The organism is Gordonia sp. SL306, assembly GCF_026625785.1.
Classification (GTDB): Bacteria; Actinomycetota; Actinomycetes; order Mycobacteriales; family Mycobacteriaceae; genus Gordonia.
This window is the reverse complement of sequence record NZ_CP113063.1, coordinates 2318910-2329817: the sequence shown is the minus strand read 5'-3', so window position 1 is coordinate 2329817 and position 10908 is coordinate 2318910. Positions and strand designations below refer to the sequence as shown.

Genomic DNA, 10908 nt, shown 5'->3' with positions numbered 1-10908 from the left:
TCGTCGGCGTGGGGTGAGCAGGAACCACGATGGCCCCGGTCGGGGACACCGCGGCGTCAGTCGCGCAGTTGCACCAGCATGAGCGCGGCGACGACGCTCGCAGCGTTCTCGGCAAGCGGCACGGGCAGGAGCTGATCGGCGCGCGCCAGCCTCCGCTCGACGGTGTTCCTGTGGGTGAACATCCGTTCCGCGGCGGCCGAGCCGTTGAACCGCTCCTGGACGTACGTGAGCACCGTCTCGCGCAGCGCGGGATCGGCGGTGGCCAGGTCGCCCAGGGTGTCGGCGACGAACTGATCGGCCTGGGCCATGTCGGCAGTGAGCACCGAGACCAGCGCGACGTCCTCATAGCGCACGACGGTCCGGTTCGAGCCCAGTCGGGACAGCATGCGCTGCGCCGCCGCCGCGTCGAGGTGGGTACGGCGGAAACCCTCGAGGTCCTGGCCCGGCCGCCCGAAGGCGAGGTGGATTCCCGGAGTTTCCGCGACGATCTGTTCGGCGACCTCGGCCGGTGGGACCACGTGCGCCGGGACCCACACCCACAGGGCGGTGGTGCTCGCGTTGAGCGTGAGCCGGCGCCCGGCGCCGCACATCCGCATCACCGCCTCCGCGGCGGTGTCGAGGCCCGCTGCCCCGTCCGCCGAATCGCTCCAGATGATCGCGGCCACGTGGCCCCCCGTCAGGGCGTAGCCGAGACGCGATTCCGCCCGCGCGCGACCGATCGGCGCGCCTTCGATCAGCAGCTGGACCGTGGCGTGCCGTTCGGCGTTCGCCCCCTTGGCGAGATCGGCGCGCTCCCGCTCCACGAACTCGTCGAGCGCGGCGATCGAATCGTCGATGAACGTCGCCATCGAGCGCTCGGACACCTTTGTCAGTTCCCGGAGTTCGTCGAGGTCGGTGGTGGCGGCGAAGCAGCCGTCGACCCACATCGACCACGCGCCGTGCTGAGCGCCGCGCCAGGAACCTAGGTCGTGCAGATCCAGCCCACGGCGCACCACATCCCGCGCGAACTGCAGGATCTCCGGATCCATGCTCGGCGGAACCCGCATGCCCGGATCCTGGATGTTCGCGGACAACCAGTGCAGCATGTTGGTCCTGTTCATCCGGCGGTCCGCGTCGACGAGCTGCGGATCGTCGAGCACGGCGCGGTAATCCGCCGACTCGTGTGCCGCCGCCGTCACCTCTTCCGCAGCGGTGTCGGCTGCGGCGAGCATGTGCTCCGCCACCAGCCGGATGAGCGCCGAGATGCGCACGCTCGGGCGCGGCCACGATGTTCCCACTGTCGCACTGTAGCGCTGCGCCGGGCCGGTCGGTTCCGCTCCCACACGCAACGTCCACAGGGACCGATCTGTGGGGTCAGGCGCCCCGGCGAATAGCCTTTCGGGCGACGGCCGAAGACCCGAATACGGCTCACGATCGCGGTTTCGGGAACCCGGCGCGGGTGCCCACGCGGAACAACGCCGAACGGCGCGGCGAGTTACTGCGCGCCGCGACCTCGATTATCCCGCCGACGGCTACGGGGCGTGTTCCCTGAGGAGGCTTGCCGACGCCGCGAGCACCACGTGCCCTGTCACGTACTACTCCAGAACAAGTCCGCACTGATCGCGGCGCTTGCCGACTTGCAGTCGTGGCGGCTTTGAGTTTGTTGGGGGTGCGGCCGCTGAGCCGCAGTTGCCGCGGATTGTTCAATACAGCGAAAACATCGGAACGTGGGGCGATCATGACTTCTGCCGTGGTGCACTCAATCTGGGAACTGTTGCCCCAAAGGGGACGCGCGGTGTAGTGCGGCTGACCGTGACCTCCTTTGGTTTCACGGGAAGCGGCCCGGGGTGGAAACGTGATCCGAAATGTCGGTTCCGTCTGAACTACGCCGTGATCAGCGGTGCCGTGCAGTATCGGTGGTTCTCTATTCCCGTCTCGTTTGGGCCTCTCCGTGGACAAAGTGTGACCCGTGACGTGCGTACCGGTTCCGGTTCTGTTTCACCAAGCCGTTGGCACGGCTCCCCTGAACAACGGTAAGGGTGTGCCCCAATCGTTCGCCTCATCGATCTACACGCTCGTTCCTTGACTTAAAGGCAGGCATACCCGGCCAGCGCCTTTGCTGAGCAGGCGGCGGTGCCAGTACTCCGAGCGAATGAATTCGCCTTGTCTTGATCACATTTGCTGGGCTCTGTGTCGGGAACCCGCGGCAGCCATGGCAGAATCCGGACGGCGCCATACCACCGGTGAGAATGCAAGCGATTCACCGGCCAGGTTGCCGCCAAGCTTTGTCGGGGTTGTTGTGCTGTTTCGGGGGTTCTGTTGACGACGCAGGGGGAGTTGTCCACCACTGGTGGTTACGCCGCTCACGGTGCTGCCTTTCACGTTGCCTTGCGCTCGGTCTGGCAGGGGGAAGGGCGCTTTGGTGAGCGGAGATAGGTCCGAATGGTTTGCGGACGTTCCCGCATGGCCTGCCACCTCGGGCACCCCGGCATCCGAACTTGCCCACGCGCTTGCCGACGCCAGGTTGGTCACCGCCGGAGCGGTGGCAACGTCGTCTTCTTCTGCAGCGATCGCGGAGCAAGAGCCGCCGCCACCCGAGGCGCGAGAGTCGCAGCCGGAACCCGGAATCGACGATGCCCCGACGGTCCGGTCCGCATTGTCCGATGACGATCTGTTCGAGCAGATGCGCGTCCGAACGGTCACTCCGAAGGGGAGTGGCGGTCCGAAGCATTTCTGGAAAGATCACCGCGGCCCGATCATCGGTCTCGCAGCGGCCATCGTCGTGGTCGGGGTCGCCGCCGCAGTGGCTGTCAGTCAGTCCCTCACCGGTGGCGAAGTGTCTGACACCGAGCAAGCCGCGCCCCCGCCGCCCTCGGCCGCACCATCCTCTTCGACACCCGAGGATTGCGCGTCGACGGTCGAGGATGGTGTGACCTCAGGTCGCGATGCAGGCGGCCAGACCTCTGGGCCAGGTGTGATCAAGGCATTCAATTATGCGTATTACGTGCAGCGATCCGCTTCCAAAGCGCGTGCCGTCGCAACGCCGAATGCGGTGGCCACCCGCGACGTGATGCAGAAGTACATCGATCAGCGGCCGCCTGGCACTCGACACTGCCTGGCGATCACCGCAAATGGAAGCCACACCTATTCGGTTGTCCTCACCGAGATACCGCCGGACCCGGGAGCGGTTCCCATCGTCTACCGGCAGAGGATCCAGACTGTCGATGCCGGCGGTAAGACCTGGATCTCCTCGATCAAATCCATCGGATGACGTACCTCCGATGAATCGCCAACAGACCACAGGCTTTCCGATGGAAGCCGCCTTTGAAAGGAATCTCACCACCATGGCTCACGCATCTGAGCGGCGGTCGCGGCATCGTCATGATCTGGAGGGTCGTCGTTCGCCGTTGTTGTTGTCGGTGACCTCGGCGGCGTTGGCTGCGTCGATTGCTGCGGGGATGGGTGCGGGTTTGGCGCAGGCGGCTCCGGAGCAGGGTGGGACGAGTCCGAGTGACACGGCGCCGCAGCAGGGCGGTACGACTCCGGATGCGCCGGCGCCGGAGCAGGGTGGGACGACGCCGACTCCGCAGGTGGAGCCTGCCTATACCCCGGGGCCGGGGTCGATTCCGGGTCCGCCGCAGGAGGCGCCGTATCAGTCGTATGTGGCGCCGGATTCGGGTACGAGTTATGAGAATGCGTATACGCCGTTGCCGTCGCAGCCGTTGCGGGTGCCGCGTGCGGTGAAGCCGGTGCGGCCGATTGCGCCGCCGCCGAAGAAGATTCGTGTCGGCAACTTTGTCACCGATATTCCGAAGGGGATGTCGCAGCGGGATGTGACGTCAGTCAATGAGTGGTCGGCTTATGGTGAGGCCAAGATCGCCCAGGGTTTGATTTCGGTGGGTGTGCCTGAGGATGAGGCGTCGCGTCAGGCGGCGTCGACGATCATCGGTGTGATGACTGGCGGTACCGCGGGTGCGGTCACGTTGGGCATTCCGGCTGCGGCGTTGGGTGCGGTAGGCGGTGCGGTGATCGGGACCGGGGTCGGCGCGGTCGCGGGCACCGTCTACAACGGGGTTACCTTCCTGCCATTTATGGCTACACCCGCGTATCCAGTGCTGTTGGGCATGGGTGCCGCCGCAGGCGCTGGCATTGGACTCGCAGCAGGCGGTGCGATCGGCGCAGTCGGTGCTGGCGCCGCCGGTGCGGCGCTAGGTGCAGCAATCGGCGGAACCGCCGGAGGCGCACTCGCTTACGCCCTCGGCGCCGGAGATCCCGGCGCGCACCCGAAGGAACCGTGGAAGCAGGGCAAGCCCCAGGCGCCTAAGGCCAAGCCGCTTCCGAACCCCGGTGCGAACCAGTTCGAGTACAAGCTCGCCGCCTCAGATGCGAAGAAGTCGGGATTGCCAGCCGTCAACTACGTCGTCAATCACCGCGGTGACGTCAACGTCGAGGTCGGGAATTGGAAGGCGAACTGGAGCGTCGAACAAGCGCTCGCGCCGTACGGGCTGATGGGTGGCGGAGCGAAGCAGGGCGAGAAGTCTGCGCGCGACATGACCAAGCAGCGCAGTGGTCAGATCGAATCCACAGTTCCGGGCGGGCACGTGGACTGGCCACAGGAAATCGCCCCAGCACACTGATCGGGTCGACCCGCTCCGAATAGACTGGCTGCGGCCCACGAACGGGTGGGCCGCACCGAACGGGGGACTACCCGATTTGGTGCGCCCGATACAACCTAGTTCGAGAGTGACGATGAGCGAGGATGCACAGGGACAGTCCGGCCCTATCCGTCCACCGGACACCGCAGAACGCAGTGTGGTCGTTTGCGGCACTGCCGGCGGTGTGGGCGCGTCTGTTGTTTCGGCTCTGCTGGCCGAATATCGTGCCGCGACGTCACTGGGTGGCGCGTCCTGGTGGGTCGACGCTGCCGGGAACGACGGAGACCTGCACCAGCGGCTCCGTGCAACAGGTGACGAGGCGTTGCTCCGAACAGCGTCGGGTACAGGATTACTCCCCGCCCCCGACGCCGCGGTCACCGATGTCGTACTGCATACGTGGCGTTTCGGCGCCGTGCCTGTCGTCGACGCCGGATCGCGTCCTTTGACGGTTCTGAGTGAGCTCGAGACTCCTGAATTGCGCGACGTCACACCCGTTCTGGTCGTGGGTCCGCGACCTGATCTTCTCAACCGCGCACGTGAGATCTTCACCGAGTGGGATCAGGCGGGGGTGCTGGCACGCACTATCGTGGTGATCTGTTGTCAGGTACCGACTTTGAACCACCAGGCGTTGACTCAGATGCTGGTTGACGTGGTCTCGGGAAAGGTGGCCGGCGTGGTCGGATTGGAGTACGAGCCGGTCCTTGGTGAAGGGACGGCTCTCGACAGGGATGCGCAGCAAGGCTTCTCCCGGAGCACGTGGAGCGCCCTACGCAGTCTCGCTACGTCAACGGCCAATTCGCTTAACTAGCACCGTGGATATTCAGAGTTGATTTCAGGGAACGATGAGGTAGTTCGCGGTACCCATACTCGTCCCCGTGCCGCCAACAACTATCACGTGCAATCCCGAGCCAGCATTGACAGTGAGGTGAGTCTGTCTACCGCCACGAGGGCCTGCATCGACCGTTCGCTCCCATCGAGGAGCTCTACGGAGCCCGTCGACGATCACAGCGGTGCGAATCTTGCATACTGGGTTACGTTTCCAGGTTGAACCGTCTCCCACAAAGGTTCGAGGGGTGTAGGTGAGAAAGACCATTCCTGGCTGTTGTGGATCGACTTTCATGCCGACGTGAATGGCACCTCGGCACCCGCTGTTGCTACCAATCGACCAGATGTCTTGAGAGTACTGGCTGATCCGGGGGGCTTCGTATGGCCTCGCGGATGCGGTCGCTGATGAACCCATCGCTACGACCAGAGCTGAAAGTCCACAAAGAACGACCACCAGGAATCGACGAATCACGGCAAGCCTTTCGTTCGGTACTGGCGACGATCTCGCCATTGATCGCGAACCACGTTATCGCAGTTGGCGATCCCACTGAGAGCCGCATCAGGAAATGGCATCTCACGCCACCTGATTGAATGACGACGGAACCTGAGTGCCGAGTCCTACGACCCCTGCCCCGCAATCCAGAAGTACACGAGCAACGCCAGAACGAACACGGCGATATAGAGCCAACCGATCCAGATGGCAACGCGCGCAAAGGGTTCGCCGAGTTCGCGACTACGCGCGATGCTCGCGCGCGAGCGGTACCCCAGATAGAGACCGATCGGCGCGGTGATCCCGAGGATCGAGAGCACCAAGGCCCAGATGGCCGTCCGGTTGGTCGGACGATTCGATGCCGTCGACCGGGAGGGCTGCGGTGGCGCGGTCTGGGTCCGTGGCGGCACGGGCTCCTCCGGAACGTCGTCGACGGGCTTGTTGATGGAAGCGGAGTAGGCGAGCGGGCGGGGTGTCTCGCTCTGTTCGGTCTTCACGTCCGGCGTCGAGTCGACGGGACTGAAGTCGGCGGCAGGTCCGAGGAACGGCGCGGGTCGGTTGACGGTCGTCTTGTCGTCGCCGGTTGGCGTGGCCGGCGCCCGCATCGTCGCGTCGGAGGATGCCGTTGCGTCAGGTGGTGACGTAGCACGGGTCGGCGCGGCGCCGGGCGGCTGACCACCAGGCGGGGGACCGTCCGGCGCGGACCCACGAGGCGGAAGACCACCAGGCGGAGGACCACCAAGGGGAGGACCACCGCGGCCGGGCGGGGGCGGACGTTGTCCGGGAGGAGGTCGGTAACCGGGAGGCGGGGGACCACCGCGACGCGGAGGCGGAGCGTTGCGAGGTGGTCCACCGGGGCCGGGGTTCCAGGGCGGAGTACCGCTCCCAGGTCCAGTACTGCCCGGGCCACCACTGCCGCTGGGCGGGGGCGGAACCAGTCCTCGACCACTCGGGCCTCGTCGTCCCTGCGGTGGCGGGCCAGGTCTGCTCGCAGGTGGCGGTCCGGATTGAGGCGGGCGGGGAGCGCCACGGCCCGCAATTGGTGGCGTCGCGACCGGCCGCGACGGCCCGGAGGCCGGAGGCACCGGTCCGGGCGCGGTGACCGGTGCGGTCGGGCGGCGTTCCCACGGAGCAGGGACCTGTGGGTTCGGCGTCGCGGCGCTGCCGTCGTCGTCCTTCCCGCTGTCCGTGGGATCCGGATCGGCGGGCGGACGCGAACTGTCGTCGGAGGTCACCATTACAAATTACCGGTGTGGGCGCGGCGACCGCGCCGCTACCGCTGGGTCGTTCGTCGCAGTGGGCTGGCCTGAGTGGTATTCATGACGCGGCCGTGGCCGAATCCCCCGGTGTGGCGTTGAGTTCCTCGACCCGTGGGACGGTCGCGGACACCGGTGCCGGTTCGCGACGTGAGCGTCGGACGATGACCACCGCTACCGCGGTCGCGAGCAGGGAGGCCACGACCGACACTGCGGCCCACACGTACTTGTTCGGCATGTCCACCAGCGTGCCAGCCCGACTCACCGCCTGTCACCTCGGACGTGTCCGTCATCTTCGGGCCCGACGCCTATCGGCCTGTACGCCGGGGCATGTTCGCGGACGGCAGAGTGCAGACTTGGCGTCAAGTGGTTGGATGGAGACGTGACTACTCAGAAGCAGACCGCGACCCTTCACACCAATCGCGGCGACATCGTTGTCGAACTCTTCCCGAACCACGCACCCAAGACGGTGGCCAACTTCACCGGCCTCGCAGACGGCTCCAAGGAGTACAGCCAGCCGAACGCCTCGGGCGGCGACAGCGGCCCGTTCTATGACGGCTCGGTCTTCCATCGCGTCATCGAGGGCTTCATGGTCCAGGGCGGCGACCCGACCGGCACCGGCCGCGGTGGCCCCGGCTACCAGTTCGCCGATGAATTCCACCCGGAACTGCAGTTCGACCGCCCGTACCTGCTGGCCATGGCCAACGCCGGGCCGGGCACCAACGGTTCGCAGTTCTTCATCACGGTCGGACCGACCCCGCACCTGAATCGCCGCCACACGATTTTCGGTGAGGTCGTCGATCCCGCCTCGCAGCAGGTTGTCGACGCCATCGCGACCACGTCGACCGACCGCTCGGATCGTCCGCTCGACGAAGTGGTCATCCAGAAGATCGAAATCAACTGACCGGCCCGCAACATCCCGGACCTCAGTACGCCGCCGGCCCGCCGGCGGTGTGCTTCCGGCATCCCGACCGCCCGACCGGCCTGGCGTGCAGCCGGTGCGGACGACCCGCATGCCCGGAATGTCTGCGCCCGGCGGCGGTCGGCCAGCACTGCGTCGACTGCCTGCGCAATGACGGCGTCCAGAAGTCCGTGACGCGACCGACATTCGCCGACCGCGGCATCCGCCCGATGGTGACGAAACCCATGGTGGCGGCCCGCCCGTACGCGACGTACGGCCTGATCGCGGTCAATCTCGTCGTCTTCGCGATCTGCGTGATGCAGGCGAAGGGCGTCGACATGGTCCGATCGCCGCTGTTCGTCGATTGGGCGCTGGTGAAGCCCTGGGTCGCCGACGGCGACTATTGGCGATTGCTCACGGCCGGATTCCTGCACTTCTCGGTCACCCACATCGCGCTCAACATGATCTCGCTGTACATCCTCGGGCGTGACCTCGAGGTGGCGATCGGCATCCCGCGGTACCTGGCCGTCTACGTCACGTCTCTGCTCGGTGGCAGCGCGGCCGTGATGGTGTTCGGATCGGTTGCCGTCAACGCCGGGGCATCGGGCGCCATCTACGGTCTGATGGGCGCGGTGCTGGTCATCGTGCTGAAGGCGCGGGTCTCGCCGGTCCCGGTGATCTCGATCATCGCGCTCAACCTGGTCCTGTCGGTGACCATTCCAGGAATCTCACTGCTGGCTCATGTCGGCGGCCTGGTCTTCGGCGCAGCGGCCGCCGCGGGCATCATCTTCCTGCCGCAATGGGTGCTCTCGCCGCAGCACCGTACCGCCGCCTCCGTCGGTCGGGTCGGCTGGATCAGTGTTGCGGTGTTGCTCGTCGTCGCGCTGGCCGTCGGTATCGGGGCCGGGGTCGCGTACGCGAACTCGCACGTCCTCGTCGGCTGACGACGCCGGGAGCGCGACTACTTGCGCTGGTCGTCGACGACGAAGCCGGCCAGCCGGAGGTCGTCGGCGACGTCCCCGAGGTCTGCGCCGAGATCCCATCTGCTGAACACCACCAGGCGCGTGTCCTCGCGCAGGCCTTCGGTGGGTGCCGTCGACGGCGCGTCGTCGCGCAGTACGTCGAACTCCAGTTGACCGGTCCGTCGGCCGATCCGCCGGAAGTCGATCAGACGGATTCTGTCGATCCGATCTCGCGGATACGTGTGGGTGCCACCGAGGGTGCGCACCGTGATCGCCGGTTGTGGATCATCACCAGTCGTCACGGCGAGGCGTGGACGTATCCACAGGGCATATCCGGCGAAACCCAACAGGAGCAGCGCGGCGAACCCCATCAACACCAGACCAACCGGGTCAGAAGCGGTCAATATCGCCGCGACCAGCAGAATCAGCCCGCCAGCGGCCAGTGTGAATGCGGCAGGCCGCGGTGTCGACCATTCGAGTGTGGACAGTTCGGCAGAGTTATCCACAGGACTTACTCACAGTGGGGATGAGTTACACACATGTGATTTCCACAGTGTGGATGAATTACACACATGTGAGTCGGGTGCGGCACCGCTGGTCAGCGCCACCGCATCGTCATCAGCAGACCCACCACCATCAGGGCGAATCCGATCAAGAAGTTCCACGGGCCGAGGTTGTACATCCAGTGCAGGGCCTTGCCCTCGGCGCCGAGCGCCGACGGTGTCGCGACGAGGTAGAACACGATGAGCCAGGCGAGCCCGAGCAGCATCAGTCCGAGCATGATCCACACGTAGATGTTGCTCGACGGTCCGGCCTTCACCTTGACCGGCGTACGGCTGGCCGGGTTGATGGTGTAGTCGGTCTTCTTCCGGACTTTTGACTTCGGCATGACTTCCTTTGTAGTGCTGAACAGCGCGTCGGGCTGTCGGTCGGCGCGACGATGGCCGGAGATGTCCCGCATCGGGGGCCCGGCGGTCCGTCGCTCTCGCAAGAGCTCTGTGTCTACGGTATCTCACCAGGTAGCTGACCCGACAATGTCGCGATTCCGACGTCGGGCGGCCCGGAAAACCAGGTGACCCGTGTCTGGGCGCCCGCGGTAGCCTGACGGGGTGAATCAGCCGTCTGCGCACGTGGGAGCCGGAACCACCTCCGGCCGCATCCTGGTCATCGACAATTACGACAGCTTTGTCTACAACCTGGTCCAGTATCTGGGCCAGCTGGGCGTCGAGGCCGTGGTGTGGCGCAACGACGATCCGCAGCTCGATGACCCGACCGCCGCGATCGAAGGCTTCGACGGTGTGCTCCTGAGCCCCGGACCAGGCACCCCGCAGCGCGCGGGCGCGACGATCCCGATGGTCGGTGTGGCACGGGAGACCGGCATACCGCTCCTCGGCGTGTGCCTCGGCCACCAGGCGATCGGCGCGGCGTTCGGCGGCACCGTCGACCGCGCGCCCGAACTCCTCCACGGCAAGACGTCGCTGGTGTTCCACGACGACGCGGGTGTGCTCGTCGGACTACCGGATCCGTTCACCGCGACGCGCTATCACTCGCTGACGGTCCTCCCGGAGACGATCCCGGACGAGCTGGTCGTGACCGGTCGTACCGAGTCCGGCATCGTGATGGCGATGGCGCACCGCGAACTGCCCATTCACGGCGTGCAGTTCCATCCCGAGAGTGTTCTCACGCAGGGCGGTCACCGGATGCTGGCGAACTGGCTGGCGGTCTGCGGTGTCTCCATCGACGAATCGCGGGTGGCCGTTCTCGAGGCGGAGATGGCCGACGCCGTCGGCTGACCTGCGGGATCTCGATACGGCTCCTCGCTGCGCTCCTCGCTGCGCTC

Annotated in this window: 11 protein-coding genes; 6 read left to right on the top strand and 5 right to left on the bottom strand. The window is 66.1% G+C overall.

The window, feature by feature from the left end; translation table 11 throughout:
* Positions 1-56 precede the first annotated feature (56 nt).
* Positions 57-1277 (bottom strand): helix-turn-helix domain-containing protein, encoded by a 1221-nt coding sequence (locus tag OVA31_RS10680; protein WP_267631066.1) that lies wholly within the window; start codon positions 1275-1277, stop codon positions 57-59.
* A 1124-nt stretch (positions 1278-2401) separates the two neighbouring features.
* Between OVA31_RS10680 and OVA31_RS10675 the strand changes: the two genes are divergently transcribed.
* The 3 genes from OVA31_RS10675 to OVA31_RS10665 all read left to right on the top strand — a co-directional run bounded on the left by OVA31_RS10675 (position 2402) and on the right by OVA31_RS10665 (position 5442).
* Complete coding sequence (locus OVA31_RS10675; protein WP_267631065.1) at positions 2402-3250, top strand: hypothetical protein; 849 nt, start codon at positions 2402-2404, stop codon at positions 3248-3250.
* A 391-nt stretch (positions 3251-3641) separates the two neighbouring features.
* Positions 3642-4616 (top strand): hypothetical protein, encoded by a 975-nt coding sequence (locus OVA31_RS10670; protein WP_324290213.1) that lies wholly within the window; start codon positions 3642-3644, stop codon positions 4614-4616.
* A 112-nt stretch (positions 4617-4728) separates the two neighbouring features.
* The gene (locus OVA31_RS10665; RefSeq protein ID WP_267631064.1) at positions 4729-5442 is read left to right on the top strand and encodes a hypothetical protein; all 714 of its coding nucleotides are present in this window, start codon (positions 4729-4731) and stop codon (positions 5440-5442) included.
* Positions 5443-6077: 635 nt separating this feature from the next.
* Here the strand turns inward: OVA31_RS10665 and OVA31_RS10660 are convergent.
* The gene (locus tag OVA31_RS10660) at positions 6078-6554 is read right to left on the bottom strand and encodes a DUF4190 domain-containing protein (RefSeq protein WP_267631475.1); all 477 of its coding nucleotides are present in this window, start codon (positions 6552-6554) and stop codon (positions 6078-6080) included.
* 712 nt (positions 6555-7266) lie between these two features.
* Positions 7267-7470: a hypothetical protein gene (locus tag OVA31_RS10650; RefSeq protein WP_267631063.1), complete on the bottom strand. Its 204-nt coding sequence runs from the start codon at positions 7468-7470 to the stop codon at positions 7267-7269.
* Positions 7471-7587: 117 nt separating this feature from the next.
* Between OVA31_RS10650 and OVA31_RS10645 the strand changes: the two genes are divergently transcribed.
* Entirely contained in the window at positions 7588-8109 is a 522-nt protein-coding gene (locus tag OVA31_RS10645; protein ID WP_267631062.1) for a peptidylprolyl isomerase, read from the top strand.
* Complete coding sequence (locus OVA31_RS10640) at positions 8106-9050, top strand: rhomboid family intramembrane serine protease (RefSeq protein WP_420714207.1); 945 nt, start codon at positions 8106-8108, stop codon at positions 9048-9050. The genes OVA31_RS10645 and OVA31_RS10640 overlap by 4 nt, the downstream gene beginning before the upstream one ends.
* A 17-nt stretch (positions 9051-9067) precedes the next feature.
* Here the strand turns inward: OVA31_RS10640 and OVA31_RS10635 are convergent, their stop codons facing one another.
* On the bottom strand, positions 9068-9574 hold the full coding sequence (locus OVA31_RS10635; protein WP_267631060.1) for a PH domain-containing protein: 507 nt from the start codon (positions 9572-9574) through the stop codon (positions 9068-9070).
* Between the two features lie 92 nt (positions 9575-9666).
* On the bottom strand, positions 9667-9957 hold the full coding sequence (crgA, locus tag OVA31_RS10630; protein ID WP_124709472.1) for a cell division protein CrgA: 291 nt from the start codon (positions 9955-9957) through the stop codon (positions 9667-9669).
* Between the two features lie 220 nt (positions 9958-10177).
* Between crgA and OVA31_RS10625 the strand changes: the two genes are divergently transcribed.
* A complete protein-coding gene (locus OVA31_RS10625; protein WP_267631059.1) occupies positions 10178-10861 on the top strand; it encodes an aminodeoxychorismate/anthranilate synthase component II in 684 nt (227 codons plus the stop codon).
* The last annotated feature ends 47 nt before the right edge of the window (positions 10862-10908 follow it).